Consider the following 26,783-nt stretch of genomic DNA (forward strand, 5'->3'; position numbering starts at 1 on the left):
TGTTTGGGCTGAATTCATATCGGATGACGACAGGTCTGCGCCTTTTGCGGGCCATGGCGGCAGCGGCTACGCTGGCCGCGGCGGCAACGCTCGGCATCAGCGGGCCGGCCACGGCCAACAATGACATCGTCTATGTCTCGGCGACCAAGAACGCGTCGATCAAGGTGGCCAAGGGCAAGCCGAAGACAATCGTGACCAGTGCGGCCTTCTACCAGATCGTCATCGGCGATCCGGAGATCGCCAACGTAAATCCGCTTACCGACAAGTCCTTCTACGTGCTCGGCAACAATCTCGGCACCACCGGTGTCGCGCTGTTCGACGAAAAGAAGCAGCTTGTCGGCACTGTCGACATCGAGGTGACCCTCGATACCGACCAGTTGGCAAGCACCATTCGCGCCAGCGTTCCGGACGCCAACATCAGGGTTGGTTCCGCCAATGGCCGCGTCGTGCTGTCGGGCGAGGCGGACGATGCGGTCGCCGCCGAGAAGGCGAACCAGATCGCCACGCGCTTTTCCGGCAAAGAGGACGTGATCAACTCGGTCAACATCTCGTCGTCGCAGCAGGTTCAGCTCAACGTCCGCTTCGTCGAGATCAACCGGCAGGCCGGGCAGCAGCTTGGCGCGAAATACAGCGCCAATTTTGCCTACGGCATCGGCGGGCGCGACGTCACGCTGGAGCCCGGGGCAATCGCGCCGGCAGGGTCGGGCGAGATCATCGGCCGGCTGTTGTCGAATGGCGTTTCGATCGACATCGCCATCAAAGCATTGGAAGACCACGGGCTCGCCCGGCGATTGGCCGAGCCGAACCTGATCGCCCGTTCGGGCCAAACGGCGAGCTTCCTCGCCGGCGGCGAGTTCCCGATCCCGGTCTCCGAGGACAATGGCAAGATCTCCGTCAGCTACAAGAAATATGGCGTCAGCCTGGATTTCACGCCGACGGTGCTCAAGGATGGGCTGGTCAGCCTGGACATCGCGCCGGAAGTGTCCTCGATCGACGCGTCGGCTTCCTACAACATTGGCAACATTTCTGTGCCGGGCTTCATCGTGCGCCGCGCCAAGACCTCGGTCGACCTGAAGAACGGACAGAGCTTCATGATTGCCGGCCTGCTGCAATCGCAGAACGACATCACGACGTCGCGCATTCCCGGCCTTGGCAAACTGCCGGTGCTTGGGTCGCTGTTTTCCTCCAAGGCCTATCAGCGGCGCGAGACCGATCTGGTGATCATCGTCACGCCCTATCTGGTCAAGCCGGTCGACCCGTCGAAAAAGCTCGCCGAGCCGACCGACGGCACGCAGCCGGCCAGCAATGCCGACTACTTTCTCAACAACACCGAGGAAGTGAAGGCGTCCGACGCCAACCGTGCGTTGGCAATGGCCGGCGGCAGCACGGCACAGCCGACCGCAGTCACCACGGTCGGGCATTTCCTCGACCTGCCGAAGGATTGAAGCCATGCGCCTGGTTCCAGGACTATGCATCACCCTGTTGCTCGCCGGCTTTTCCAGCGGCTGTACCAGTGACGACTATGTGCGCAGCGAAGGGCCGACGACAGGCGCCGGCAACGCGCAGGCTGCCAATACGGTCATGCAGATGGTCGATCCGTGGAAATACGGCGTCCAGAACACAAAGCTTCTGGTTCCGGCCCAACGCAGCAGTGCGGCGGCCGGCGCCGCCGATCAGGCGGCCGGCACCCAGGCTGCACAGGCGACCACAACCAATTGATTGGCGTTTTTATTGGCGAATGAGCTGACAGGCTGAAAAACAATGGCAAGCGGCATCAAGACCAAGAATATCCTGCTCGTATCCGGTGATAGGGCTTTCCTGCAGGACACGCGCACGGCGTTCGCCGCCTCGGAGGTCATCCAGCTTTCGACGGTCGAGAAAAATGTCACCGAGCTTCGCGGTGAGGTGCAGGAGAGCGATTTCGGTGCCCTCATCGTCGACATGGATGCCGCAAAGCTCGAAGAGATCGAGTCGCTGCAGCGCATCATGCGCCGGCTGGAAGGCCGCGTTCCGGTCGTCGTCGTCACCCAGGAATTCAACGCCGCCGCGGTGCGCATCCTGGTCCAGCTCAAGGTCGCCGACTTTCTGGTCAAGCCGATCACCACCGCCGATCTGGTGCGCTCCGTCATCCGCGCGCTGCAAGGGCCGGGTCGCGAGGAAAACACCGAGTCGCAGATCTACACCTTCATGCCGGCCGCCGGCGGCGTCGGCACCACGACGCTCGCGCTGCAGACCGCTTTTCAGCTGCACCATTCGGTGACGCGCGGCGCGTCGACTTGCGTGGTCGATCTCAATTTCCAGCAAGGCGCCTGCGCCGAATATCTCGACCTCGAACCGCGCTTCGACATCACCGAAATCGAGAACCAGCCCGAGCGCCTCGACCGGCAGCTGCTCGATGTCATGCTGTCCAAGCATGCGAGCGGGCTCTGCGTGCTGGCGGCGCCGACGCGCCCGTCGGAAATGCGCTCCTTCAAGACCGACGTCGTGGTGCGCATGCTCGATCTCGTCTCGGCCTATTTCGACAATGTCGTCATCGACATGCCGCGTACCTGGTTTCCGTGGACGGAGACGGTGCTGCTCGGCTCCAACAAGCTCTACATCGTCGCTGAAATGACGGTGCCGTGCCTGCGCCATACGCAGCGCCTCATCCAGGCCGTCTACGAGACGGCCGGCAAGGAAGTGAAGCCGAACGTCATCGTCAACCGCTTCGAACAGAAGATGTTCGACAGCGGCATCAAGCATGCGGATGTGCAGGAAATCCTCGGCGAGCATTTCGTCGGCGGCATCTCCAACAACTATCGGCTGGTGCGCGAGGCGGTCGATCGCGGTGTGCCGCTGCACGAGATCGACCCGAACGCCAATGTCGTCAACGATCTCAAGAAAATCATCCTGCCAGAAGAAGCGGTCGCGACGCCCGAGAAATCGCGCTCGCTGTTCAGTATCGGCAAGGGATTGCTGAAGAGGAAGGCCGGATGACCAGCCGCTTTTCCACACTGCAGAATCGCGACACGCGCCCGCAAAAGCTGGCTGATGTCGCGCCGGTCGCGCACCACGCCGTTGTCATTCCGACGACCCGCAAGGCGTTGCCGGCAAAGCCGGAAGCCACGCCGGCCAAGGGCGGCAACAAGGTGGGCGACGCGCGCGTTCGTATCCACCGGATGTTGCTTGAGGAAATCAACCTGGTCGCACTGGAACGGCTGCCCAAGGACGAGATGCGCCGCCAGGTTCATGAATTCGTCTCCGAAAAGGCGCGCCAGGAGCGGATGGCGATCAACACTGTCGAGCTCGACGCGCTGGTTGACGACATTGTCGACGAGATGGTCGGCCTCGGCCCGCTGGAGCCGCTGCTGAAGGATCCCGAGATCAACGACATTCTGATCAACGGCCACCAGAACTGCTTTGTCGAAAAACGCGGCAAGCTGCAGCAGGTCCACATCCCCTTCAAGGATGAGGCGCATCTGCTTCGAATCATAAACAAAATCGTCGCTGCGGTAGGCCGGCGCGTCGACGAATCGCAGCCGATGGTCGATGCGCGCATGCTGGACGGCTCGCGCTTCAACGCCGCCATTCGGCCGGTCGGCGTCGACGGGCCGCTGGTGTCGATCCGCAAGTTTTCCAAGAACAAGCTCGGCCTGCACAAGCTGGTCGAGTTCGGCGCCATCACACAGAATATGGCCGAAGTGCTGGCCGCGGCCGTGCATGCCCGCAAGACGACCATCATCTCCGGCGGCACCGGCACCGGCAAGACGACGATGCTGAATGCGCTGTCGGCCTTCATTCCGGAAGACGAACGCTTGATCACCATTGAGGATGCGGCGGAGCTGCAGCTGCAGCAGCCGCATGTCGCGCGCATGGAAACGCGTCCGGCCAACATCGAAGGCCATGGCGAATTGAGGCAGCGCGACCTGGTCAAGAACGCGCTGCGCATGCGTCCGGACCGCGTCATCCTCGGCGAGTGCCGCGGCGAGGAAGCCTTCGACATGCTGCAGGCGATGAACACCGGCCATGAAGGCTCGATGGCGACCATCCACGCCAACACGCCGCGCGATTGCATTTCGCGTCTGGAACAGATGCTCGGCATGACCGGCATGCCGATGACAGTGCAATCGATCCGCAGCCAGATCGCCAGCGCAATCGACCTCATCGTGCAGCTGACCCGCCTGTCCGACGGCAAGCGCAAGGTGACCAGCGTCGCCGAGGTGACCGGCATGGAAGGCGACGTCATCCAGATGCAGGAGATCTTCCGCTTCGTGCGCACCGGCATGGAGGCCGACGGCAAGATCCTCGGCTACTACGAGGCGACTGGCATCCGTCCGCGCTTCCTCGAAGATCTGCGCGCCATGGGCATCGAATTCCCGGGAAAATATTTCGAACCAGGCCGGCCGCAGGAGTAGGCGGTGTTCCAGAATTTCAGCGCCATCTACGTCGTCTACGCGGCGGCAGCACTCACCGGCATCATGATCGCCGAGGGTTGCTATCTGCTCTATGCCGGGCGCAGCGACAAGCGCACCGCCATCAACCGGCGCATGAAGCTGCAGGAAAACAAGATCAGCCAGGAACAGGTGCTGATTCAGTTGCGCAAGGAGCGGGGCCTCGAAGCCGGCACGTCGCTGTTTTCACCCGACCGATTCCGCGCCCTGCGCACGCAGTCGGGCATGACCATGCCGCTGTCGAAATTCCTGATGATCACTTCGGGCGTGGCGCTGGCGATGACGTTCGCCGCACTCTGGTACGGCCTGTCGCTGCTGCTCGGGCTTCTGTTGCTGGTCGTCCTGGTGCCGCTGCTGCCGGTGATCGCAATGCGTTCCATGCGCGGCAAACGGCTGAAGCGGTTCGGCTTGCAGTTGCCTGAAGCGCTGGAATTGATCACGCGCGGCCTCAAGGCCGGCCATCCGGTGCCGGTGGCAATCGCCATGGTGTCGCGCGAAATGCCCGATCCGATCGGCACCGAGTTCGGCGTCATCGCCGACGAGGTGACGTATGGCTCGGATCTGGTTTCGGCGTTGAATTCGCTGTTCGACCGGGTCGGCCATGAGGATCTGCCGCTGTTCATCACCGCCGTGTCGATCCAGACCAGTTCGGGCGGCAATCTGCGTGAAATCCTCGACGGACTGTCGACGACGATCCGCGAACGCGGCAAGCTGCGGCGCAAGGTGCGCGCCATTTCGTCAGAAGGCCGCATGTCGGCCTACATCCTGACCGCGGTGCCGGCGCTGCTGTTTACCGGCATCATGGTGTTGATGCCGCAATTCTATCGCGATGTCTGGGACGTACCGAAGACCTGGTACCTGCTTGGCGGTTCGATCTTCTGGCTGATGCTGGGCAACGTCATCATGTTCAAGATGTCGAACTTCAGGTTCTGACATGGAACAAATCATCCAATTCCTCGCTTCGCTGGCGCCGACCTCGCTGATGCCCGTGGCGGTGATGCTGCTGGCGTTGGGCGGCGGCGCGGTGGCGTGGCCGCTGGTGGTGGCGAAAGGGGACCGCAACGACCTCAAGCGCCGGCTCAAGGTCGAGCACAACAAGGTGGTTGAACAGGCCGAACCGACACCGAAAAAGAATTCCAATGCGGTGCGCGAAAAGGCGGTGAAGCGGGCGCAGGACTTTTATGCCAAGAGCGACCCGGAAAATGTCGCCCGGCTGCGCATGAAACTCATCCAGGCCGGCTATATGGAACCGCGCGCGGTCGGCACGTTCTTCCTGGTCCGTTTCGCCGCCTTTGTCGGCGGCGCGATCGGTGCGTTTGTGGTCAACGAATGGATGGCCAGCGCCGATGCGACCGCGACCAGCCGCTGGACCTTCATCATCCTGTCGGGAGCGGCCGGCTATTTCCTGCCAGGCCTGGTGCTGACCCAGAAGGTGCGGGAAAAGATGCGCGAATACCGCAACGGCTTTCCCGACTTCATGGATTTGATGATCGTCTGTTCCGATGCCGGCATGAGCATGGAAGCCGGCATTGAGCGCGTCTCGAAGGAGCTCGCCAAGACCTATCCAGCGCTGAGCCAGAACCTGCAGCTGGTGTCGCTGGAGCTCAGGGCCGGGCGCAGCCTCGACGACGCTCTGAAGGCGCTCGCCGACCGCCTCAGCCTGGACGAGGTGCGTTCGTTCGCGACGCTGCTGCAGCAATCGAAGGAACTCGGCACCAGCCTGTCGGGAGCGCTGCGCGTCTTCTCCGACGAAATGCGCCACAAGCGCATGTCGTTGGCCGAGGAGAAAGCGCACGCTTTGCCGGCCAAAATGTCGGTGCCGGTGGTGGTCTGCATCCTGCCGGTGGTGCTGATGATTGCCGTCATTCCGATTATCGTCAAAATGACGGCGCATTAGCTAGAATTAGCGCTCCTGAAAGTCAGTCCCGGATGCAGAACAGGGCCTGACAACCGATCATTCTGCCCGAGAACCCCATGCGAATATTGTTGCGAACGCTCTTCCTCGGCCTCGCTGCCACCAGCCTGTCGCCCGCCTGGGCCGCGGCCGACGATTGCGGCGATGCTGCTGCCCTGGTGCAGCAGGCCTATCCCAAGGCCCAAAAGAGCGCGGACGGCGCCTCGTTCACACTTGAGCCCCACACCAGCATCTCTCTGACATCCCCACAATACGACTACGATACGCCAGGCCTGGTCTGCAAGATCTGGCCTGCCCATGACGATCTGCTGTTGGTTGCGGTGCCGCTGATCGACAGCGCCCAACCCAGCGACAGGCATGTCGGCGATGTGGAGATTCTGGTCGTCGACAGGAACAACCTGCAGGTGCGCCAGCGCCTGCTCCAGCCCGTGACCGACGATGCCATCGCCATCCGCAAGGTCGAATTCGATACCGGCCGCTATAGGCTGGCGCCCGAGATCACAGCCTTCGGCCTGAGCATCGACAGGGCAAACCATTCGCAGCCCAATCCCTTCAGAGAAACCGCCCTGCGGCTCTATGCCGTGGACGACGATGCCCTGCGGTTGGTGCTCGACGGCCTGGTCGTGGCCGGCTTTGGCGGCGAAGGCGATGCCAGTTGCGCCGGATCCTTTCATTCCAGCCAGGTCAGCCTGGCGATGAGCCGGGCGAGCCATCACGGTTATCGCGACATCAGCGTGGTCGAGCGGACGGATACCGACGAACCCGCGATCGACAAGAATGGCGAGTGCCAGTCGCATCCCGGCAAGTCCGTGACGCGGACCTACCGGCTGCGCTATGACGGCAGCCGCTATCCGGTTCCCGCGGCACTCAAGATCATGGGGCCGGAATAGCCTTCGTGTGGTTAATGGCCGGTGTGCCCGAAACCAAAATTTAGGTGCGTTTCAGCACTGAAGTTTAATTGCTCTCTTGTAGTCTGCTTCCTGAAGAACGACCCGGCAAATCGGGCGATTGAGGCAGGGGCATGCGTTACAGAACTCTCACGGCAATGGCCGCGATTGCGGCCGTCTTGATGGTCACAGGTTGTACGTCGAGCGGTGTCGATGCGACCAAGACCACCGCCATCCCACCAGTGGCAAAGGACGTCAGCTCGTCCGACCTGACGGAGGGCAAGGCGCAATTTCGCGACGCCAATTACGGCCTTGCCGAGAAGCATTTCCGCAAGGCGGTGGAACTGAAGGCCGACAATGCCGAGGCTTGGATGGGGCTTGCCGCTTCCTATGACGAACTCGGCCGCTTCGACTTTGCCGACCGCGCCTACGATCAGCTGTTGAAGGTCGCCGGACGCAAGCCGCAGATCATCAACAATATGGGCTATTCGCAATTGTTGCGCGGCAACCGCAAGAAGGCCAAGGCGCTGCTTCTGGAAGCCAAAGCCGGCATGACCGACCCGACGGTGGTCGATGCCAATCTGGCGCTGCTGAACAAGGGCTGAAACTTCGCCTCTACCGTGCGCTGCTGCTTCCGCGGGGCGCGACAGCGACGCTTTGTAAACCTTGTCGAAAGGTAGCGTCGGACGGCCTGCCGAAAATACGTATCTGCAGCCTTTAGCTGCCCTAGAATGCAGCGCACCCGACGATCTCCCCAAGAGGCTGCTGCTCACACATGTTGGATTTCAGTTCGCTCCTGCTTGCAGCTGCGCTGTCCGGTCTGTGCCTCAGCATCACCATGTTTGCGATCTGGCTGAGCGCGCCGCGCGGGCGCTTCGTGCTGAGCGTGGCGTGCGGCATTCTCGTTCTGGTCGCGCATGTGATCTTGTTTTGGCAGTACACAAGGGCTCCGAGCCCGTGGCTTTGCCAGATCGTGCTGGCGCTACTCGGTCTCGGCTTTCTGACGCTCTGCCTGGCGGCCATGCAGTATCTCGGCGTGCACGAGTACAGACGTGTTGTTCTGCCGACGCTGCTTGCGATGGCTGTGTGCGCGGGCGTGACTTACCTCGGCCTCGACGGTTTCGGTTTCATCGTTACCTACGCTGCTGTAACGGCGCTGCTTGCGGTGATCGGGGCGATGTTCTGGATCAAAGGTGGCGGTCACGAGCGCCGGATCCTGCTGGTGGTTTCGTTCCTGAGTGGCGCCTGCGGGCTGTCGTTCGGACTTTGTGGCGCGATGCTTGTCATCAAGGGTCAGTGGGTGCTCGGCGTTGCCCCTGACAATTGGGCCGAACGACTGAATACCGTCGTGGCGGTTGCCTGCATGACCGGGCTCGGCGCTTTGACGCTGTCGCTGCATCATTTGCAGGCGCAGATCGAATTGAAGGCCGAGACCATGACCGATCCACTGACCGGGCTGATGAACCGGCGCGCGCTGACGGCATTTTATGGCGAGCGTGTCTTCGGCCCGTTCATGTCGGTCGTCATGTTCGATCTCGATCACTTCAAGAAGACCAATGATGTGTTCGGCCATCCGGTTGGCGATCAGGTTTTGTGTCGCTTTGCCGCGGTGATCCGGAAATATGGCAGGACCGGGGTCGATGCCTTTCGGCTGGGCGGCGAAGAATTCGTGCTGGTTATGTCCCGGGTGACGGAAGAAAAAGCCTACGACCTCGCAAGCAAGATCAGCGTCAGCTTCGGTACGGAAGTGGTGGCCACCCCGCTTGGTCCGTTGCGCAGCACGGTCAGCGGCGGCATCGGCTTTGGCGCGGCAGACGGCGCCAGCCTCGACGTCGTGCTGGCCGATGCCGACACTGCCCTTTATGCGGCCAAGCGCGCCGGGCGAAATCGCGTCGTCGTCCAGAACAAGGCCGGCAAGGCCGACGAGCCGGCCCTGCGCTCTGCCTGACTGTAGCCGAGAGGGTTACTCGGCGGCGCCCAGATATTCCGACAGCGGTGGACAGGAGCAGACGAGGTTGCGGTCGCCGGCGACATTGTCGATGCGCGACACCGGTGGCCAGTATTTTGCGGCGCTATCGGCGTCACCGGCGGGGTAGGCCGCCTCCAGCCGCGAATAGGGATGGCTCCAGGTGCTGGCCAACGCCTCTGCGGCGGTATGCGGCGCATTGACCAGCGGATTGTCGGCCGGTGGCCATTCGCCCGTCGCCACCTTTGCCGCCTCGCCAGCGATAGCAATCATCGCCTCGCAAAACCGGTCCAGTTCGCGCTTGGGCTCCGACTCGGTCGGCTCGACCATCAGCGTGCCGGCGACCGGGAACGACATGGTCGGCGCATGGAAGCCGTAGTCGATCAGGCGCTTGGCGATATCGTCGACGCTGATGCCGGCGCTGTCCTTGAGCACGCGGGTGTCGAGGATGCATTCATGCGCGATGCGATCGTGCCTGCCCTTGTAGAGCAGCGGGAAGTGCGGCGCGAGCCGTGTCGCCACGTAGTTGGCCGAGATAATGGCGGTCTCCGTCGCCTGCTTCAGGCCGGAGGCGCCCATCATGCGAATGTACATCCAGGTGATCGGCAGGATCGAGGCGCTGCCGAACGGTGCGGCCGACACGGCGTGGCCTGAGCCTTCGGTGACGTGACCCGGCAGATAGGGCTGCAGATGCGCCTTGACGCCGATCGGACCGACGCCGGGACCGCCGCCGCCATGCGGAATGCAGAACGTCTTGTGCAGGTTCATGTGGCAGACATCGGCGCCGATGTCGGCGGGCCGCGCCAGGGCAACCAGCGCGTTGAGGTTGGCGCCGTCGAAATAGACCTGGCCGCCATGCTCATGGATAAGGGCGCAGAGGTGGCGTGCGCCTTCCTCGTAGACGCCATGTGTCGAAGGATAAGTGAACATCAGCGCCGCGAGATTCTTGGAATGCTCGTTGGCCTTGGCCCGCATATCGTCCATGTCGATGTTGCCGTCCTCCAGGCAGCGCACGACGACCACGCTCATGCCGGCCATCGCCGCGCTCGCCGGATTGGTGCCATGCGCGGAGGAGGGGATCAGGCAGACGGTGCGATGGCCTTCGCCGCGCGAGCGGTGATAGGCGCGGATGGCGAGCAGGCCGGCATACTCGCCCTGGCTGCCGGCATTGGGCTGCAAGCTGACGGCGTCAAAACCAGTGATTTCCGACAGCCATCCCTCGAGTTCGCCGACCATGGCGCGATAGCCGGCCGAATGGCTGCTAGGTGCGAAGGGGTGCAGATTGGCGACGCTCGGCCAGCTCACCGGCATCATTTCTGCCGCCGCATTGAGCTTCATGGTGCAGGATCCCAGCGGGATCATGGCGCGGTCGAGCGCCAGATCCTTGTCGGCGAGACGGCGCAGGAAGCGCATCATCTCGGTTTCAGAGTGGTTGTCGTGGAAGACCGGTTGGCTGAGGAACTCCTTGCCGCGCGGTTTTCCGGGCACGGTGCTGGCGGCAGCGTCGCCGGCCTTGGCGCCGAACAGGGCTGCGATCGCGATGAGATCGGCCTCGGTCGAGGTCTCGTCGAAGGCGATGCTGATGCGGTCGGCATCGACGACACGCAGCAACCGGCCGGTCTTTTCGGCGGCAGCGGCGATCGAAGCAGCCTTGCCCTTCACCTCGGCCGTCACCGTGTCGAAGCGGCTTGTGCCAAGCACCGAAACACCGGAGGCCTTCAGGCCCGCCGCCAGGCGGCTGGCGAGCCCATGGACGCGCCCTGCAATCGCCTGCAGGCCGGCGGGACCGTGCCAGATCGCATAAGCCGTCGCCATGTTGGCGAGCAGCGCCTGCGCGGTGCAGATGTTGGAGGTCGCCTTGTCGCGGCGGATGTGCTGTTCGCGCGTCTGCAGCGCCAGCCGATAGCCGGGACGGCCCTTGCTGTCGGTGGACTGGCCAACAAGGCGGCCGGGCATCAGCCGGGTCAATTTGTCGGAGACGGCACAATAGGCGGCGTGCGGCCCGCCAAAGCCCATCGGCACGCCAAAACGCTGCATCGGGCCGACAGCGATGTCGGCGCCCAGTTTTGCCGGCGCATCGGTCAGCGTCAGGCCGAGCGGATCGGCGATGAAGACCACGATGGAGCCTGTTGCTCGCGCCTTTTCGATCGCCGCCTTGTGGTCGCCATACACGCCAAACGTGTCCGGCCAGGAGACGAGCAAGGCCGCCGTGTTGTCGTCGATGGTTTCGCCATCGATCTCGATGCCGAGCGGCTCGGCGCGGGTGCGCACCACGTCCAGCGTCTGTGGGTGCGGCGTGCCGGCCAGCGCCACCTTGCTGCGCTTGTCGCGGTGATGGCGCAGCGCAATGCCGACCGCTTCGGCGACCGCGGTTGCCTCATCGAGCAGCGAGGCCGACGCCACCGGCAGGCCGGTCAATTCTGTGACCAGGGTCTGGAAATTGAACAACATTTCCAGCCGACCCTGGCTGATCTCGGCCTGATAGGGCGTGTAGGCGGTGTACCAGGCGGGGTTCTCGAACAGATTGCGCTGGATGACCGGCGGCACATGGACGCCGTGATAGCCGGCGCCGATGAAGCTCTTCAGCACGGTATTCCCAGCCATGGTCGCCGCCAATTCGGCCAGCGCTTCGGCTTCGCTGGCGGGCGGGGGCAGGGTCAGCGGCAGATCGAGGCGGATCGACTGCGGCACGGCCTGGCTGATCAGCGTCTCAACGGAGGGGACGCCGATCACGGCAAGCATGGCTCTGACATCGTTGACATCAGGGCCGATATGACGGGCCGAGAAGGGGGTAAGTGCTGAGCTCATCGTTTTCAGTCCTGTTATCAGCCGATATGGGCTTTGTAGGCGGCCTCATCCATGAGGCCTGCGAGCTGGCCTTCGTCGGCGAGCCTCATCTTCCACAGCCAGCCGTCACCGGTCGCCGCCGAATTGACCAGCGACGGGTCCGACGACAGCGTGCTGTTGGCCTCGGTGATCTCGCCGTCGACAGGCGCATAGACGTCGGATGCCGCCTTGACGGATTCGACGACGACGGCGGTGTCGCCCTTGGCCAGTTTTTTGCCCAGCTCCGGCAATTCGACAAACACGAGATCGCCGAGCTGCTCCTGCGCGTAGTCGGTGATGCCGACGGTGGCGATGCCACCCTCGACACGGAGCCATTCGTGATCTTCGGTGAAATAGGTTTTTGCCATAAGGACTATCCTTTGCGGTAGCGGTGAGGAATGAAGGGCAAGGGGTTGATATCGATCGGGATTTTGGTCCCGCGGACGTCGGCGAAGACCTGTGTTCCTGTTTTGGCCAAGGGTGTTGAGACGTAACCCATGGCGACCGGATGACCGGCCGAAGGGCCGAAGCCGCCTGATGTGACCTGTCCGGCCGGGTTGCCGTCGACGTCGAACAAGGCGGCCCCGCCACGCACCGGCTGCCGGCCCTCCGGCTTCAGGCCAACGCGTTTCTGTGCCGGGCCGCGTGCGACGATGGCGCGCAAGGCGTCTGCGCCAATGAAGGAACCGGTCGCGCGAACATCCTTGGGGATCGCCCACATCAAACCGGCACTGGCCGGGTCGATCTCCGGCGTGATGTCCAGGCCATGCAGGCAGAGGCCGGCTTCCAGCCGCAAACTGTCGCGGGCGGCAAGGCCGATCCACAGCACGCGTTCGTCTTCGAGTAGTTTGGCGACGAGGATCCGCGCGTCCGCTTCCGGCAGGCCGATCTCGAAGCCGTCCTCGCCGGTGTAGCCCGAGCGGCTCACGAACCAGTTTTTCTTCGGCTCGATGCCATGCATGAACAGCAGCGAGCCGGTCTCGATGCCCGCGCGGGAGAGTGCCGCCCAGGCTTCCGGGCCCTGGATCGCCAGGAAGACGCGGTCGAGCGCATCGACCTTGACCTCGAAGTCCTTGGCAAGAGCGCGCAGATGCTTTTCGTCGGCTTCCGCATTGCCGGCATTGGCGACGACCATGAAGCGCTCGTCGCCGAGCCTGGTGACGATCAGATCGTCCAGAATGCCGCCTGCTTCATTGAGGAAAAAGGACAGTTTGGACTGCGAGATTTCGAGGCCGCCGGCATCCAGAGGGCAGGCGCGATTGAGCAGGGAAATCGCGCCCGGACCGCTGAGCTCGAACAGCTTCATGTGCGAGATGTCGAACAGGCCGGCATGCTCGCGTGTATGAAGATGTTCCTTCATCACGCCGGCCGGATAGGTCAGCGGCATCGACCAGCCGGCAAAGGCGCCGAAGCGCGCGCCGGCGGCAGTGTGCAGATCCTCGAGGGGAAGGTGTTTTGGGTCGCCCGTCATGTCATCTCCAGAGTCGCACGCAATCGGCCGCGAATGGCGACCAGTCCGTGCCCCTCTGTCTGAAGCCTGAGAGACTCGCGCCCCGTAACTCTGTCGGCAGCGCTTACACCTTCGGCGCGGGGGCAAGCCCCGACTTTCCAGAGTGTCTTTCCCGTCTACGGTTCTTTTGCCTGAGAGATTTCGGGCGATTTCCCCTTCGGCGGCAGCTTTCGCTGCTCTCTCCCGCAAACAGGTAGGACTCGCAAAAGTCCTCGACTCGCCATCCATAGCCCGTGAACGACACCTTGTCACCTGCCAGCGACATCTAAAGCGCGCTGCGCTTAGATCTTTGTTTTGGGTGACATGCATTGGCCGACAAGTCTTCGCTAACCACGCCGTTTGCCGGTTTTTCAAGACACTGCTGATACAAGGGTTGGAGATGACGCTTGGCGACCGGCAGCAGCCGGTAGCGGACGGGGACCGAAAAATGGGCGAACTCATCATGACCGCGCCGGTGGCGGGGCTGACTTCGAAGAACTGGATCACGGCCGAGGACGTGGTCATGCTGCGCCGCGAAGTGTTCGGCGACGGCGTGGTGACGCGCGGCGAAGCCGAAGCGCTGTTCGCACTCGACGCAACGGCCAAGGACAAATGCGAGGAATGGCCGGTGTTCTTTGTCGAGGCCATCGGCGACTATATCGTCCATCAGGAAAAGCCGGCGGGCTATATCTCTGGGGATAATGCTGACTGGCTGGTCCGGGCGATTTCACGCGACGGCATGGTCGACAGCCGAACGGAGCTCGAACTGCTCGTGCATGTTCTGGAGCAAGCGAAATCCTCGCCGAGCCGGCTTTCCGCCTATGCGCTGCAACAGGTTTCCGACGCCGTGATCGACGGCAAGGGACCGCTGATGCTTGGCGGCAGCCTGGTTCCCGGGCTGATCGCCAAGGCCGAGGTCGAACTGCTGCGCCGCATTCTCTATGCCCATGGCGGTGACGGCAACATTGCCATCACCCGCGCCGAGGCCGAGGTGCTGTTCAAGATCAACGAGCGGACCGCGGCGGCCAGCAATGATCCGTCCTGGAACGATCTGTTCGTCAAGGCGATCGCCAATTTCGTCATGTGTTCGGCTGGTTACGAAGCGCCGACGCGCGACGTGGCGCTGCGCCGGGATTCCTTTTTCGAGCAGGCCGAACCCGAGATCGGGGGCTTCTTCGGCCGTATGGTGTCAGGTGGGTTCGCCGGCATCATGGAAGCCTATCGGTCGCCTGACAATATCGAGGCCGAGTGGGAATCGAAGAACAGGGCGACAGAGGCGCTGGCACGCCGCGCCGAGACGGTCGATGCCAGCGAAGCGAAATGGCTGGCCGAGCGCATCGGTGGCGATCGGCCCCTCTATGAAAACGAGCGCGCGCTGCTGACGTTGATCAAACACGCCTCGCCGGAAATCCACCCGGCGCTGAAGCCGCTGCTCGACAAGGTCGCTTGAGGACCATTGATATTCAGGTGATGCCGGCCTGCGAATGGCTGATACCTGCGCTTCCGGTGCTCACGTACTTCAAGTACGCTCCGCTCCGGTTCTCGGTATCAGCCATTCTCGACTCGGCCTGACCTGAATCTCAACAGGCCCTCTACAGTCATCATTGGTCCATCAGATCCCACCGTACCAGTCGTAGCCATTGTCTTCCCAATAGCCGCCGCGGCCGCCGCCGACATCGGCGAAGCCGTCGACCAGTTCGATCTTGTAGAGATATTTCGGCATCTTGTAGCCGAGCTGGCGTTCGACACGCACACGCAGCGGCGCGCCGTTCTCGACCGGCAGCGGTTTGCCGTTCAACCCATAGGCAAGGATCGTCTGCGGATGGCGGGCGTCGATCAGGTCGATCGTGCCGTAATATTTGACGTCGCCCGACAGGCTGCGATCGATCGTGTCGAGGCAATGGAACATGACGTAGCGCGCCTGCGGCTTGACCACCGCCTGGTCTAGCACCAGCGACAGCGGTGTGCCCGTCCATTTGGCGATGCAGCTCCAGCCTTCAACGCAGTCGTGGCGGGTGATCTGCGTGCGGCTCGGCATGTTCTGCAGCTGCTCGCGGGTCAGCGATAGCGGCTTTTCGACAAGGCCCGACACTTCGAGGCGCCAGTCGGCGAAATTGTTGGCGAGCAGGCTTTTGTAGGTGTCGTCGTCCGGCGCGGTGACGCCGTTCGGCCGCTGCGGCTGGCGGATATCGGCTTCTGTGAATTCCGGCGCCAGCGCGTCGCGGCCGGCGAGCAGCCGTTGCGCGCGCCAGGTCAGGCCGTTGGCGTTTTCGAGGAAACTGCGCAGGCCGTCGCCCATGCCGAGCTGGCTGTCGAAGGCATCGCAGCCCGACAGCATGATGCCGGACACGCCGAGGCTGGCCGAGGTCAGGAATTTTCTGCGGCTGATTTGGAATTTTGCCATGTCAGGCGCTCCTCTCGGACGATGTTTCGCTGCCATGCGCCGGCGGGTCGGTGCGGTACCAACCGGTGATGATCGAGCGCAATTCGTTGATCGGCCCGGCGGCGAGTATCATCAGGATGTGGATGACGAAGAAGCCGACCAGCAGCAGCATCACGGTGAAATGGATGGTGCGCGCTGTCTGCCGGCCGCCCAGCAATTCGTTGAGGAACGGCAGCACCGAATTCATGCTCGGCGACATGGCCAGGCCGGTGATGATCATCAGCGGCAAAAGCACGAACAGCACGCCGCCATAGGCCATCTTTTGCAGCGTGTTGTATTCGCGCGTGTGGTGGAATTTCAGCTTGGCGTGGTCGATGATGTCCTGCGGCAACCGCTTGAGATCGTCGAGGCGCGGCGCGAGATCGCGGCGCAGATGGCCGTTGATCGCGCTCGCGACCAGCCAGACGATGAGTGTCGTGGTCAGGATCCAGGCGAAAAAGAAATGCACGACGCGGGCGGTGCCGAGGTCATAGTAGGACGGGATTGTCGCCCAGGACGGGAAGCCGCGCGCTGTCTCCTGGCCCGCCGGCCCCGACCAGCCAAGCACGCCGGTGGTGTCGAAGCGGTGCCCGAAGATCTCGGTGTAGCCGCGCGGGCCCGTTGTGGTGTTTTCGGCGCCGATGGCGAAGACGGTGTTGTTGTATTCGAAGCCCGACTGCTTGCCGATGTAGAGCTGCGGGCGGGCGTTGAAGATCTGCAGGCCGGAAAGCAGCATGAAGAACAGCGAGATCGCCCACAGCCAGTGCGTCAGCCGCGTCCAGCGCGACTGCCGGTAGATCAGCGTTTCTTCCCTGGGCGGGGCGGCGTCTGCCCCCGATGTGGATTGGCTTCTGGCAACCGTTTCCATGTTTATTCTTTGCCTCCCGGCCGCGCGATTTCGGCGCGGCGTCTGCGATCAACCTTCTCCTCCCAATACGTCGCCAGCCAAAGCGATGTTTCACTCGATCACGGATTTATTACGAACTGCCGAGGCTGACGGCGAGATTGACGACGGCAGCAACGATGACCGTGTTGAAGAAGAACGACAGGATCGAGTGCACAAGCACGACGCGGCGCATATGCGAGGTGGTTATGGCCGTGTCGGCGGTCTGCGCGGTCATGCCGATGACCGTGGCGAAGTAGAGGAAATCCCATCCCTCCGGCCGTTTGCTGCCGGGAAAATCGAGGCCGCCGACCGGCATCTTCGTCTTGGTTTGGCTATCGATCGCTTCGCCGTCCATCCAGTAGACATGCGCATAGTGAAGTGCTGCCATGGCATGGATGGTGAACCAGCCGAGCGGGATCGACAGCATCGCGAAGCCGAGCTCGATGGGGTCGCGATCCCTGTGGTTGATCAGCAGGAACAACAAGACGACGGCAATGGCGACAACGCCAAGAGTGATGGCAAAGATGCCCAGCACGGGCAGGTCGATCTCGCGCGCATTCTTGCTGAGATAGCGGCCGGAAAGCAGCGGCATCTTGGCGATGACGAGCGCGATGAAGACGACGAAGAACACATTGGCCCCGATCGAAATCGAATAGGCAAGCGGCACGCCCGAGATCAGTGCAATCGCCAGAGCCGGGATGCCGACGCAGGCCGACACCAGGAATTGCTTGTGCCGGTGCAGCGGGTTCGTGATGGGGATGTCTGTCGCCATGGTCCGGCCTCTGGTGCCGTTTCTAGCTCGGTGTGGCGGATTTGAGCGCACGCCGCAAGATGCGGTCGAGCTCGCCGAGGAAGCGCGAGCGGTCCTGCGGCGCGAAGCTGGCATTGTAGCCCTTGCTTTCGCCGGTCTCGCGCAAATGCTGCTTGAGATCGCGCATCGCCACCGCCATGCCGATCGTTTCCGGCGTGAACGGGCGTCCGGTGGGACCGAGCACATGGGCGCCCAGCGCCACCGTGCGGGCGGCGAGCGGGATGTCCGCGGTCACCACGATGTCGTTGGGTTTGGCGTTGTCGACGATCCAGTCGTCGGCGGTGTCGGCGCTCTTGGACACCACTACATTGCGGATCATCGGATCACGCGATGGGCGAAGCCCGCCATTGGAAACGTAAGTGACGACGACGCCATGGCGCTCGGCGACCTTTTCCACCTCGGCTTTGACCGGACAGGCGTCGGCGTCGACGTAAATGGCAGGTGCGGGCATCGTTCGTTCCAAAGAATATGGGGCCGGGGTTTCTCCCGGCCCCATCAATAGCATTTTGAGCCGTTGCTATGCCGGCAATGCGCCAGACTTTTTCGCGGTCCAGGTGGCGATGTAGTCCATCAGGCCGGGATTGAGGCAGTCATAGGGTTCGAGGCCGATTGTCTTCAACCGCGCACGAATGCCGTCCATCCGCTTCGGGTCGACACCGGATTCGATGATCGACGAGACGAAAGCGGTGAAGCCCGGCGGTGACCAGCCATCTTCCTGGAAGCGTTCGGGGTGGATGAAGGTGAGGCCCTTGAACGGATGGTCGCGCTCGACCGGTCCGTGCATGTGGACGCCGCAGCCGGTGCAGGCGTGGCGCAGGATCAGCGCGCCGGGGTCGACCACTTTGAGCTTGTCGCCATTCTCGGTGACGGTGACGTCGCCGGTGCCGGCGACGGCCACGACCGAAAACACCGCGCCTGCCGGCTTCCAGCATTTGGTGCAGCCGCAGGCATGGTTGTGAGCAATCTGACCTTTGACCTTCACCTTGACCGGCTTGCTTGTGCAGGCGCAGACCAGCGTGCCACCGGCAAAGCTTGCGCTCTCCTTGGGCAGTCCATTGTCGATCTTGGGATGCAATTTCTCAGGCATTTTCTTCCTCCCTTGTTGAACCCGTGCAACTTCAGTCGCTGGCCCTTCGGTCGGCGGCTCTTTCTCCTCAGTAAACCACGACGCTTCGGATCGACTTGCCCTCATGCATAAGGTCGAAGCCCTTGTTGATGTCTTCCAGCTTCAGCAAATGGGTGATCATCGGGTCGATCTGGATCTTGCCGTCCATGTACCAGTCGACGATTTTTGGCACGTCGGTGCGGCCGCGCGCGCCGCCAAAGGCGGTGCCCATCCAGGTGCGGCCGGTGACCAGCTGGAACGGCCGCGTCGAAATCTCCTGGCCGGCGCCGGCAACGCCGATGACGACCGACTTGCCCCAGCCGCGATGCGACGCCTCCAGCGCCTGGCGCATCACCTTGGTGTTGCCGGTACAGTCGAACGTGTAGTCGGCGCCGCCGATCTGATCGGCGCCGCGCTTGGTCATGTTGACCAGATGCGGGACCACATCGCCGTCGATCTCCTTCGGATTGACGAAATGCGTCATGCCGAACTTCTCGCCCCAGGCCTTCTTGTCGTTGTTGAGGTCGACGCCAATGATCATGTCGGCGCCGGCAAGACGCAGGCCCTGGATGACATTGAGGCCGATGCCGCCGAGGCCGAAGACCACGGCCGTGGCACCTTGCTCGACCTTGGCCGTGTTGATGACGGCGCCGATGCCGGTGGTGACGCCGCAGCCGATGTAGCAGATCTTGTCGAAGGGGGCGTCGGGATTGACCTTGGCCAGCGCGATCTCGGGCAGCACGGTGAAGTTGGAGAAGGTCGAGCAGCCCATATAGTGAAAGATCTTGTCCTTGCCGATCGAGAAGCGCGACGAGCCGTCCGGCATCAGGCCCTGGCCCTGCGTGGCGCGGATGGCCGTGCACAGGTTGGTCTTGCGCGACAGGCAGGACGGGCACTGGCGGCATTCCGGCGTGTAGAGCGGAATGACGTGGTCGCCCTTCTTGACCGAAGTGACGCCTTTGCCGACATCGACGACGACGCCGGCGCCTTCATGGCCGAGGATCGCCGGAAACAGGCCTTCGGGGTCGGCGCCAGACAAAGTGAACTCGTCGGTGTGGCAAATGCCGGTCGCCTTGATCTCGACCAGGACCTCGCCGTCGCGCGGACCATCGAGGTCGACCTCCATGATCTCCAGCGGCTTTCCGGCGGCGACTGCAACTGCGGCGCGGGTTTTCATCGGACAATTCCTCCCAAGGCGATTTTTAAGCCCAAGCTTTCAGGTTTTATCGACGCGATCAACTGGAAGCTGGTGGCAAGACTGGGCCACAGCGACGAATTGGAATCGCAAATCGATTGAAGGGTGGTGAATTGCATGGTCGGCTTGACCGTACAAGCACAGGCCATAAAAGAGACGGCTGGAGGCAACGACATCAGCATGTTCACCAAAATCCTGATCGCCAACCGCGGCGAGATCGCTTGCCGCGTCATCAAGACGGCGCGCAAGATGGGCATCGCCACGGTTGCCGTCTATTCCGATGCCGATCGCGATGCCGTGCATGTCGAGATGGCCGACGAGGCGGTGCATATCGGACCGTCGCCGGCCGCGCAGAGCTATCTCTTGCCGGAAAAGATCATCGCCGCCTGCAAGCAGACCGGCGCGCAGGCCGTGCATCCCGGCTACGGCTTTCTCTCCGAGCGGGCCGCCTTTTGCGAAGCACTCGAGGCGGAGGGCATCATCTTCATCGGCCCGAAGCCTAGAGCGATCAAGGCGATGGGCGACAAGATCGAATCGAAGAAATTCGCCAATGCCGCCAAGGTTTCGACGGTTCCGGGCTGGCTCGGCGTCATCGAGAATGCCGACCATGCGGAAAAGATCGCCGGCGAGATCGGCTATCCCGTGATGATCAAGGCTTCGGCCGGCGGTGGCGGCAAAGGCATGCGCATCGCCTGGAGCCAGTCGGAGGTGCGCGACGGCTTTGACCGGGCGCGCTCGGAAGCCAAAAGCTCCTTCGGCGACGACCGCGTCTTCATCGAAAAGTTCGTCGTCGACCCGCGCCACATCGAGATCCAGGTGCTGGCTGATGCGCATGGCAACACGCTGTATCTCGGCGAGCGTGAATGCTCGATCCAGCGCCGCAACCAGAAGGTCGCCGAAGAAGCGCCGTCGCCTTTCCTCGACGCCAAGACCCGCAAAGCCATGGGCGAGCAGTCGGTGGCGCTGGCCAAGGCCGTCGACTACCAGAGCGCCGGTACGGTCGAGTTCATCGTTGATGCCGACAAGAACTTCTATTTCCTTGAAATGAATACGCGATTGCAGGTCGAGCATCCGGTGACGGAGCTCGTCACCGGCATCGATATCGTCGAGCAGATGATCCGCATCGCCGCCGGCGAAAAGCTCGCCATCAAGCAGGGCGACGTGAAATTGAATGGCTGGGCGGTGGAAAGCCGGCTTTACGCCGAGGATCCCTATCGCAACTTCCTGCCGTCGATCGGCCGGCTGACGCGATACCGGCCGCCGGAGGAAGGACAGTTCGGCGACGTCGTCATCCGCAACGATACCGGCGTCACCGAAGGCTCGGACATTTCGATGTTTTATGACCCGATGGTGGCAAAGCTGTGCACCTGGGCGCCGACGCGGCTCGCGGCCATCGACGCCATGTCGGAAGCGCTGGACAGTTTCGTCGTCGACGGCATCGAGCACAACATCCCGTTCCTGGCCGCACTGATGCAGCATCCGCGCTGGCGGGAAGGCCTGATATCGACCGGCTTTATTGCAGAGGAATATCCCGACGGGTTTGCGCCGATCGTTCCCAACGATGAAGAAAAGGCCGTGCTGGCATCGATCGCCATCGCGGTCGAGTTGCTGCGCCGCGACCGGCTCGACCGGCTGGGCGGGCGGCTGGCGCCGCATTCGGGCGCGCTGAAACGCGACTGGGTGGTCAAGATTGGCGAAGACTATCTCTCCGCCGCCATCCTCGAAGGCATGATCTCGATCCCGATGGAAATCGACCTGTCGATCGACGGCGGCAAGGCGCTGACCGTCGCCTCCGATTGGCGGCCGGGTGACCTCATTTGGCGCGGCACGGTCGGCCCCGCCAAGATCGCGGCGCAGATCAGGCCGTTGCCGAACGGGCTGCGCATCGCCTGGAAAGGTATGTCGGTGACGGCGCGCGCCATGCTGCCGCGCATCGCCGAGTTGGAAAGACTGATGCCGGCAAAAGTGCCACCGGATACGTCAAAGATGCTGCTCTGCCCGATGCCGGGCCTGGTCGTGTCGATTGCCGTTGCCGAGGGGCAGGAGGTCAAGGCGGGCGAGACTTTGGCCGTGGTCGAGGCGATGAAGATGGAAAACGTGCTGCGCGCCGATCGCGACCTGACCGTGTCGAAACTCAACGCCAAGCCGGGCGACAGCCTTGCCGTCGATGCGGTGATCATGGAGTTCGCCTGATCTTTTGGCGGTCAGGCGTCTGCGGCCAGCATGCTCTGGTCGGTGACGACGTAGACACAGGCGCGGCAGGCATCGGCGCCGCGCTGGCTGTACCAGCGGCAGGAGCCGCGGATGGCGCAGCGCGGCAGGTGTTCGGCCGGCGCGATCATCTGGTCGGCCATGCCGGTCAGCACCTTTTCGATGACGCCGCAGGAATTGCCGGTCCACTGCTTGCATTTGCCTTCGACGCAACGGCCGGCAAAGCGGAAGCGCGCTTCCGGCACGCCTGCCTTGCTCGCCAGATCGACGAATTCGGCATCGATCTCCAGGCGCGTCGGGATCGGCTGGACGATGCCGTCCGCGCCGACAACGCCGATGAGCAAGGCTCCCGGTTCGGCGCGAGCGCTCGGACAGGATTTTTCGCCAGCCTCGGCGATTTTCGGGCTCGCCGAGGTCTTTTTCATGTCTGAGGCAAGTACCATGGGTGTCAGCGCAGCATTCCGTTGATCTCTTTGTCGAGCGCGGGCAGCTGATGCTGGTCGATATGCGCGACCAGCCCGAGCCATTCACGGGGAAAGCGCAAGACGAGTTCCGGCTGCGTGTGCGTCTCGGCGAGCGACGCCAGCACCGCGTGCTGGATGGTCTTCGCCAGCTTCTCATCCATACCCTTGGAGAGCTTGAGACCGCTGAGATCGACGACAAAACGGTTGGCCATGAAAATCTCCTGTCAAAAGATGACTTCGTCCACATTGGCAGTGTGCCGACGCCGGTGCCCGCCGACCATGAAGCGCTTCACATGGACCGATCTCGGGCGCTGCCGGCCATTCGCGCCGGCGTTGAGTTTGTCAGGGGATCGGCAGATATCGGGACCGGGAATGCTGGCGGGCGGTGGCGCGGGAGCCTAGATTGGGGCGACAACCAGATTCGCCGGCAGAATTGAGAGCCAAGTCGAGTGGTAGACGAGAAGACGACACGCGATCCGCTGATGCGCGAGGCCATTGCGCGAGCTGCCAGGCCCGAAGCACCAGCGCGGCCTTTCATCCATCTGCGCGTGCATTCGGCCTATTCGCTGCTCGAAGGCGCCTTGCAGCTTGGCAAGATCGTCGGCCACGCCGTGCAGGACGAGTGCCCGGCGATCGCCGTCACCGACACCAACAATTTGTTCGGCGCGCTCGAATTCGCCCAGAAGGCGGTGAAGGACGGCATCCAGCCGATCATCGGCTGCCAGATCGATTTGGCCTTTTCCGGCGAAACCAGCGACGCGCAGCGCGACCGCCGCCGTCATGGACCCGAGATGAGCCCGGTGGTGCTGCTCGCCGCGACGGAGGCCGGCTACACCAATCTGGTCAAGCAGGTCAGCCGCGTCTATCTCGAAACGCCGCCTGGCGAGCCAGTGCATCTGACCACCGAGATGCTGGAGGGGCATTCCGACGGTCTGATCTGCCTCACGGGTGGACCGCGCGGCCCGATCGGCCGGGCCTTGAAGGAAGACCGCCGCGATCTCGCCGAGGCGCGGCTCCTGGCGCTGAAGGCGCTGTTCGGCGACCGGCTCTATGTCGAGCTGGACCGGGTTTCCGGCTATGACCGGGCGATCGAGAAATCCTCGGTCGATCTCGCATACAGTCACGACCTGCCGCTCGTCGCCACCAACGAGGCGTTTTTCTTTGCGCGTGACGACTATGACGCGCATGACGCGCTGATCGCCATCGCCGAAGGCTCGGTCGTTGCCGCCGACAACCGCCGCCGGCTGTCGCCAGACAATTTCCTGCGCAGCCAGGCCGATATGGCGCGGCTGTTCGCCGACCTGCCGGAAGCCATCGACAACACCGTCGAGATCGCGCTGCGCTGTTCGTACTATCCGAAAAACCGCAACCCGATCCTGCCGCGCTTTACCGGTGGCGATGTCGCCGACAATGAATTGGCGCTGAAGGCAGAGGCCGACGAACTGCGCCGTCAGGCGCATGAGGGGCTCGACGCGCGGCTGGCGGCGCACGGACCCACCGTCGGCTACACGGTCGAGCAGTATCGCGAGCGGCTGGACTTCGAGCTCGGCATCATCGAGAAGATGAAGTTTCCCGGCTACTTCCTGATCGTCGCCGACTTCATCAAATGGGCCAAGGCGCAAGGCATTCCCGTCGGACCGGGCCGCGGTTCGGGCGCGGGATCGCTGGTCGCCTATTCGACGACGATCACCGACATCGACCCGTTGCGCTTCTCGCTGCTGTTCGAGCGCTTCCTCAATCCCGACCGCGTCTCGATGCCCGACTTCGACATCGACTTCTGCCAGGACCGGCGTGAGGAGGTCATCCGTTACGTCCAGCAGAAATACGGCCGCGACCAAGTCGGCCAGATCATCACTTTCGGTACGCTGCAGGCCCGCGCCGTGCTGCGCGATGTCGGCCGCGTCTTGCAGATGCCCTATGGCCAGGTCGACAAGCTCTCCAAGATGGTGCCGCAGAACCCGGCCAATCCGGTCAAGCTTGCCGACGCCATCGCCAACGAGCCGCGCTTTGCCGAGGAGGCCGAGCGCGAGCCGATTGTCCAGACCTTGCTCGACATGGCGCAGAAGCTTGAAGGGCTCTACCGACACGCCTCGACGCACGCCGCCGGTATCGTCATCGGCGATCGGCCTTTGTCGGAACTGGTGCCGATGTACCGCGATCCGCGCTCGGACATGCCGGTTACCCAGTTCAACATGAAATATGTCGAGCAGGCCGGGCTGGTAAAATTCGACTTCCTCGGCCTGAAGACGCTGACGGTGCTGGAGACCGCGGTCAAGCTGATCCGCCGCCGCGGCATCGAGATCGATCTGGCGACGATCCCGCTCGACGATGCCGACACCTACGCCATGCTGTCGCGCGGCGAAGTGGTCGGCGTGTTCCAGGTGGAAAGTGCCGGCATGCGCAAGGCGCTGATCGGCATGCGGCCCGACTGCATCGAAGACATCATCGCGCTGGTCGCGCTCTATCGTCCCGGCCCGATGGAGAACATCCCGACCTACAATGCCAGAAAACATGGCGAAGAGGAGATGGCCTCGATCCATCCCAAGATCGACCATCTGGTGAAGGAGACGCAGGGCGTCATCGTCTACCAGGAACAGGTCATGCAGATCGCGCAGGAGCTGTCCGGCTATTCGCTGGGCGAAGCCGACCTGTTGCGCCGCGCCATGGGCAAGAAGATCCGCGCCGAGATGGACAAGCAGCGCGAGCGCTTCGTCACCGGTGCCGTCGAGCGCGGCGTCGGCAAGCCGCAAGCCGATTTCATTTTCGATCTGCTGGCCAAGTTCGCCGACTATGGTTTCAACAAATCACACGCCGCCGCCTATGCGGTCGTTTCCTACCAGACCGCCTTTCTGAAGGCGCATTACCCGGTCGAATTCCTGGCCGCGTCGATGACGCTCGACATGGGCAACACCGACAAGCTCGCTGATTTCCGCCAGGATGCGCTGCGCCTCGGCATCGTGGTCTCGGCGCCGTCGGTGATGACGTCGTTCCGGAATTTCGAAGTCGGTGAGAACCGCATCTTCTATTCGCTGGCGGCGCTCAAGGGCGTCGGCGATGCGGCGGTCGAGCATATCGTCGCCATGCGCGGCGAAAAACCGTTCAAGAACCTCGCCGATTTCTGCGAAAGGGTCGATCCGAAGATCGTCGGCAAGCGCGTCTTCGAAAGCCTGATCACCGCCGGCGCGCTTGACTGCTTCGGCCACGACCGCGCCGCGATGATGGCCGGTGTCGAGCGGATGATGGGGCTGGCCTCGCTGGCGCAGCAGAACGCCGTCTCCGGTCAGGCTGACATCTTTGGCGCTTCGCTCGGCGCACAGTCGCAGGCGCTCAACCTGCCGGTGACCGAGCCATGGCTCGTCGCCGACCGACTGCACCGCGAATTCCAGGTGGTCGGCTTCTATCTGTCGGCGCATCCGCTCGATGAATACAAGGCTGCCTTGCAGAAGATGCGGGTGCAGAACTGGGGCGAGTTCTCGGCTGCCGTCAAACGCGGTGCCGCCGCCGGGAGGCTGGCCGGCACCGTGACCACCAAGCAGGAGCGCAAGACGCGCACTGGCAACAAGATGGGGGTCGTGGCCTTTTCCGACACATCGGGCCAGTACGAGGCGGTGCTGTTTTCCGAGGGGCTGGCGCAGTATCGCGACCTGCTCGAGCCAGGCCGCTCGGTGGTGATCACCGTTTCGGCCGAGGACCGGCCCGAGGGAGTCAACCTGCGCATCAATTCGGTGCAATCGCTGGAGGACGAGGCCAGCCGCATCCAGAAGGCGCTGCGCGTCTTTGTGAGAGACGAAGGGCCAACGTCAATCATTCAATCGCAGCTCAAACAGCGTGGCGACAGTCAGGTCAGTATTATCGTGATCAAAGGAGAGGCGCAGGGCGAGGTCGAGATCGCTTTGCCAGGCGGGTATCGCGTCTCGCCACAAATCGCATCCGCCATGCGCGCGGTGCAGGGCGTGGTGGAAGTCGAACTGGTGTAGCGCGACGTCAAAGGCTTGCACGACAAGGACTTTGGCTAGCGCGGCTTTGTCTTCGAAGACCCTGACGGCAACCGCATAGATATCGGCCGGCGCATCGCGGATTGAAACCGTGCTGGGCCTTACACCGCGCCCGACAGGGCAGCGTGCCGGATGTGCCGCTCTTACGACGAGAGCATAAAATTTCACCAATTACTTGATG

General features: G+C 62.9%; 24 protein-coding genes, 1 pseudogene and 1 riboswitch. Of the genes and pseudogenes, 13 read left to right on the forward strand and 12 right to left on the reverse strand.

Annotation, left to right across the window (positions count from 1 at the left end; translation table 11 throughout):
* Positions 1–23: 23 nt before the first annotated feature.
* From AC1DXU_RS22855 to AC1DXU_RS22895, 9 genes are all read left to right on the forward strand, one after another.
* Positions 24–1,445 (forward strand): type II and III secretion system protein family protein, encoded by a 1,422-nt coding sequence (locus AC1DXU_RS22855; protein WP_477372634.1) that lies wholly within the window; start codon positions 24–26, stop codon positions 1,443–1,445.
* A 4-nt stretch (positions 1,446–1,449) separates the two neighbouring features.
* Positions 1,450–1,719 (forward strand): hypothetical protein, encoded by a 270-nt coding sequence (locus tag AC1DXU_RS22860; RefSeq protein WP_477314138.1) that lies wholly within the window; start codon positions 1,450–1,452, stop codon positions 1,717–1,719.
* A gap of 42 nt (positions 1,720–1,761) precedes the next feature.
* Entirely contained in the window at positions 1,762–2,976 is a 1,215-nt protein-coding gene (locus AC1DXU_RS22865) for a CpaE/TadZ family protein (protein ID WP_477314140.1), read from the forward strand.
* Positions 2,973–4,394: a CpaF family protein gene (locus AC1DXU_RS22870; RefSeq protein WP_477314142.1), complete on the forward strand. Its 1,422-nt coding sequence runs from the start codon at positions 2,973–2,975 to the stop codon at positions 4,392–4,394. Before AC1DXU_RS22865 ends, AC1DXU_RS22870 begins: the two co-directional genes overlap by 4 nt.
* Positions 4,395–4,397: 3 nt before the next feature.
* On the forward strand, positions 4,398–5,363 hold the full coding sequence (locus tag AC1DXU_RS22875) for a type II secretion system F family protein (protein ID WP_477372636.1): 966 nt from the start codon (positions 4,398–4,400) through the stop codon (positions 5,361–5,363).
* A 1-nt stretch (position 5,364) separates the two neighbouring features.
* Positions 5,365–6,327, forward strand: a complete 963-nt coding sequence (locus AC1DXU_RS22880) for a type II secretion system F family protein (RefSeq protein ID WP_477372638.1) — start codon at positions 5,365–5,367, stop codon at positions 6,325–6,327.
* A 77-nt stretch (positions 6,328–6,404) separates the two neighbouring features.
* Positions 6,405–7,235, forward strand: coding sequence for a PA3715 family protein (locus AC1DXU_RS22885; RefSeq protein WP_477372640.1), 831 nt, complete (start codon positions 6,405–6,407; stop codon positions 7,233–7,235).
* A gap of 131 nt (positions 7,236–7,366) precedes the next feature.
* Positions 7,367–7,837 (forward strand): tetratricopeptide repeat protein, encoded by a 471-nt coding sequence (locus AC1DXU_RS22890; RefSeq protein WP_477372642.1) that lies wholly within the window; start codon positions 7,367–7,369, stop codon positions 7,835–7,837.
* Positions 7,838–8,007: 170 nt separating this feature from the next.
* Positions 8,008–9,180, forward strand: a complete 1,173-nt coding sequence (locus AC1DXU_RS22895) for a GGDEF domain-containing protein (protein WP_477372644.1) — start codon at positions 8,008–8,010, stop codon at positions 9,178–9,180.
* Positions 9,181–9,195: 15 nt separating this feature from the next.
* Here the strand turns inward: AC1DXU_RS22895 and gcvP are convergent, their stop codons facing one another.
* Genes gcvP through gcvT form a run of 3 tightly spaced genes read right to left on the reverse strand, consistent with a single transcriptional unit; the run spans position 9,196 to position 13,495 of the window.
* Positions 9,196–12,006 (reverse strand): aminomethyl-transferring glycine dehydrogenase, encoded by a 2,811-nt coding sequence (gene gcvP / locus AC1DXU_RS22900; RefSeq protein ID WP_477372646.1) that lies wholly within the window; start codon positions 12,004–12,006, stop codon positions 9,196–9,198.
* Between the two features lie 17 nt (positions 12,007–12,023).
* Entirely contained in the window at positions 12,024–12,392 is a 369-nt protein-coding gene (gene gcvH, locus AC1DXU_RS22905; protein ID WP_477314156.1) for a glycine cleavage system protein GcvH, read from the reverse strand.
* Between the two features lie 5 nt (positions 12,393–12,397).
* Positions 12,398–13,495 carry a glycine cleavage system aminomethyltransferase GcvT gene (gene gcvT, locus AC1DXU_RS22910; protein WP_477372648.1) on the reverse strand — a complete coding sequence of 366 codons (1,098 nt, stop codon included), beginning with the start codon at positions 13,493–13,495 and terminating at the stop codon, positions 12,398–12,400.
* A 148-nt stretch (positions 13,496–13,643) separates the two neighbouring features.
* A riboswitch (glycine riboswitch) is annotated at positions 13,644–13,730 on the reverse strand.
* Between the two features lie 231 nt (positions 13,731–13,961).
* Between gcvT and AC1DXU_RS22915 the strand changes: the two genes are divergently transcribed.
* On the forward strand, positions 13,962–14,963 hold the full coding sequence (locus tag AC1DXU_RS22915) for a hypothetical protein (RefSeq protein WP_477372650.1): 1,002 nt from the start codon (positions 13,962–13,964) through the stop codon (positions 14,961–14,963).
* Positions 14,964–15,125: 162 nt separating this feature from the next.
* Here the strand turns inward: AC1DXU_RS22915 and AC1DXU_RS22920 are convergent, their stop codons facing one another.
* The 7 genes from AC1DXU_RS22920 to AC1DXU_RS22950 form a co-directional block, all read right to left on the reverse strand.
* Positions 15,126–15,917, reverse strand: a complete 792-nt coding sequence (locus tag AC1DXU_RS22920; protein ID WP_477372652.1) for a molybdopterin-binding protein — start codon at positions 15,915–15,917, stop codon at positions 15,126–15,128.
* Between the two features lies 1 nt (position 15,918).
* Positions 15,919–16,803, reverse strand: coding sequence for a cytochrome b/b6 domain-containing protein (locus AC1DXU_RS22925; protein WP_477372654.1), 885 nt, complete (start codon positions 16,801–16,803; stop codon positions 15,919–15,921).
* Between the two features lie 109 nt (positions 16,804–16,912).
* Positions 16,913–17,593, reverse strand: a complete 681-nt coding sequence (locus AC1DXU_RS22930; RefSeq protein ID WP_477372656.1) for a DUF1345 domain-containing protein — start codon at positions 17,591–17,593, stop codon at positions 16,913–16,915.
* 22 nt (positions 17,594–17,615) lie between these two features.
* A complete protein-coding gene (locus tag AC1DXU_RS22935) occupies positions 17,616–18,083 on the reverse strand; it encodes a YaiI/YqxD family protein (protein ID WP_477372658.1) in 468 nt (155 codons plus the stop codon).
* 66 nt (positions 18,084–18,149) lie between these two features.
* Complete coding sequence (gene gfa / locus AC1DXU_RS22940) at positions 18,150–18,719, reverse strand: S-(hydroxymethyl)glutathione synthase (RefSeq protein ID WP_477372659.1); 570 nt, start codon at positions 18,717–18,719, stop codon at positions 18,150–18,152.
* Between the two features lie 67 nt (positions 18,720–18,786).
* Entirely contained in the window at positions 18,787–19,914 is a 1,128-nt protein-coding gene (locus AC1DXU_RS22945; protein ID WP_477372661.1) for an S-(hydroxymethyl)glutathione dehydrogenase/class III alcohol dehydrogenase, read from the reverse strand.
* A complete protein-coding gene (locus AC1DXU_RS22950; protein WP_477372663.1) occupies positions 19,911–20,114 on the reverse strand; it encodes a hypothetical protein in 204 nt (67 codons plus the stop codon). The genes AC1DXU_RS22945 and AC1DXU_RS22950 overlap by 4 nt, the downstream gene beginning before the upstream one ends.
* On the opposite strand from AC1DXU_RS22950, the gene AC1DXU_RS22955 reads away from it, so the two are divergent.
* Positions 20,113–22,125: an acetyl-CoA carboxylase biotin carboxylase subunit gene (locus tag AC1DXU_RS22955; protein WP_477372664.1), complete on the forward strand. Its 2,013-nt coding sequence runs from the start codon at positions 20,113–20,115 to the stop codon at positions 22,123–22,125. The two genes, AC1DXU_RS22950 and AC1DXU_RS22955, sit on opposite strands and share 2 nt — an antisense overlap.
* 11 nt (positions 22,126–22,136) lie before the next feature.
* Here the strand turns inward: AC1DXU_RS22955 and AC1DXU_RS22960 are convergent, their stop codons facing one another.
* Positions 22,137–22,568: a hypothetical protein gene (locus AC1DXU_RS22960; RefSeq protein ID WP_477372666.1), complete on the reverse strand. Its 432-nt coding sequence runs from the start codon at positions 22,566–22,568 to the stop codon at positions 22,137–22,139.
* Positions 22,569–22,591: 23 nt separating this feature from the next.
* Positions 22,592–22,819, reverse strand: a complete 228-nt coding sequence (locus tag AC1DXU_RS22965) for a hypothetical protein (RefSeq protein WP_477372668.1) — start codon at positions 22,817–22,819, stop codon at positions 22,592–22,594.
* A 270-nt stretch (positions 22,820–23,089) separates the two neighbouring features.
* Here AC1DXU_RS22965 and dnaE point away from each other — a divergent pair, with 270 nt between their 5' ends.
* Together dnaE and AC1DXU_RS22975 are read left to right on the forward strand one after the other, a co-directional pair.
* On the forward strand, positions 23,090–26,584 hold the full coding sequence (gene dnaE / locus AC1DXU_RS22970; RefSeq protein WP_477372906.1) for a DNA polymerase III subunit alpha: 3,495 nt from the start codon (positions 23,090–23,092) through the stop codon (positions 26,582–26,584).
* Positions 26,585–26,689, forward strand: a pseudogene (locus AC1DXU_RS22975) (VOC family protein); the annotation flags it as partial.
* Positions 26,690–26,783: the final 94 nt, after the last annotated feature.

The organism is Mesorhizobium sp. P3_A10 (assembly GCF_056403175.1).

Excerpts from the sequence above, each read along its gene's own strand:
- AC1DXU_RS22855 (WP_477372634.1), top strand. The coding sequence starts at position 24 with ATGACGACAGGTCTGCGCCTTTTGCGGGCCATGGCGGCAGCGGCTACG.
- AC1DXU_RS22860 (WP_477314138.1), top strand. The coding sequence starts at position 1,450 with ATGCGCCTGGTTCCAGGACTATGCATCACCCTGTTGCTCGCCGGCTTT.
- AC1DXU_RS22865 (WP_477314140.1), top strand. The coding sequence starts at position 1,762 with ATGGCAAGCGGCATCAAGACCAAGAATATCCTGCTCGTATCCGGTGAT.
- AC1DXU_RS22870 (WP_477314142.1), top strand. The coding sequence starts at position 2,973 with ATGACCAGCCGCTTTTCCACACTGCAGAATCGCGACACGCGCCCGCAA.
- AC1DXU_RS22880 (WP_477372638.1), top strand. The coding sequence starts at position 5,365 with ATGGAACAAATCATCCAATTCCTCGCTTCGCTGGCGCCGACCTCGCTG.
- AC1DXU_RS22885 (WP_477372640.1), top strand. The coding sequence starts at position 6,405 with ATGCGAATATTGTTGCGAACGCTCTTCCTCGGCCTCGCTGCCACCAGC.
- AC1DXU_RS22890 (WP_477372642.1), top strand. The coding sequence starts at position 7,367 with ATGCGTTACAGAACTCTCACGGCAATGGCCGCGATTGCGGCCGTCTTG.
- AC1DXU_RS22895 (WP_477372644.1), top strand. The coding sequence starts at position 8,008 with ATGTTGGATTTCAGTTCGCTCCTGCTTGCAGCTGCGCTGTCCGGTCTG.
- gcvP (WP_477372646.1), bottom strand. The coding sequence starts at position 12,006 with ATGAGCTCAGCACTTACCCCCTTCTCGGCCCGTCATATCGGCCCTGAT.
- gcvH (WP_477314156.1), bottom strand. The coding sequence starts at position 12,392 with ATGGCAAAAACCTATTTCACCGAAGATCACGAATGGCTCCGTGTCGAG.
- gcvT (WP_477372648.1), bottom strand. The coding sequence starts at position 13,495 with ATGACGGGCGACCCAAAACACCTTCCCCTCGAGGATCTGCACACTGCC.
- AC1DXU_RS22915 (WP_477372650.1), top strand. The coding sequence starts at position 13,962 with ATGGGCGAACTCATCATGACCGCGCCGGTGGCGGGGCTGACTTCGAAG.
- AC1DXU_RS22920 (WP_477372652.1), bottom strand. The coding sequence starts at position 15,917 with ATGGCAAAATTCCAAATCAGCCGCAGAAAATTCCTGACCTCGGCCAGC.
- AC1DXU_RS22925 (WP_477372654.1), bottom strand. The coding sequence starts at position 16,803 with ATGGAAACGGTTGCCAGAAGCCAATCCACATCGGGGGCAGACGCCGCC.
- AC1DXU_RS22930 (WP_477372656.1), bottom strand. The coding sequence starts at position 17,593 with ATGGCGACAGACATCCCCATCACGAACCCGCTGCACCGGCACAAGCAA.
- AC1DXU_RS22935 (WP_477372658.1), bottom strand. The coding sequence starts at position 18,083 with ATGCCCGCACCTGCCATTTACGTCGACGCCGACGCCTGTCCGGTCAAA.
- gfa (WP_477372659.1), bottom strand. The coding sequence starts at position 18,719 with ATGCCTGAGAAATTGCATCCCAAGATCGACAATGGACTGCCCAAGGAG.
- AC1DXU_RS22945 (WP_477372661.1), bottom strand. The coding sequence starts at position 19,914 with ATGAAAACCCGCGCCGCAGTTGCAGTCGCCGCCGGAAAGCCGCTGGAG.
- AC1DXU_RS22955 (WP_477372664.1), top strand. The coding sequence starts at position 20,113 with ATGTTCACCAAAATCCTGATCGCCAACCGCGGCGAGATCGCTTGCCGC.
- AC1DXU_RS22950 (WP_477372663.1), bottom strand. The coding sequence starts at position 20,114 with ATGCTGATGTCGTTGCCTCCAGCCGTCTCTTTTATGGCCTGTGCTTGT.
- AC1DXU_RS22960 (WP_477372666.1), bottom strand. The coding sequence starts at position 22,568 with ATGAAAAAGACCTCGGCGAGCCCGAAAATCGCCGAGGCTGGCGAAAAA.
- AC1DXU_RS22965 (WP_477372668.1), bottom strand. The coding sequence starts at position 22,819 with ATGGCCAACCGTTTTGTCGTCGATCTCAGCGGTCTCAAGCTCTCCAAG.
- dnaE (WP_477372906.1), top strand. The coding sequence starts at position 23,090 with ATGCGCGAGGCCATTGCGCGAGCTGCCAGGCCCGAAGCACCAGCGCGG.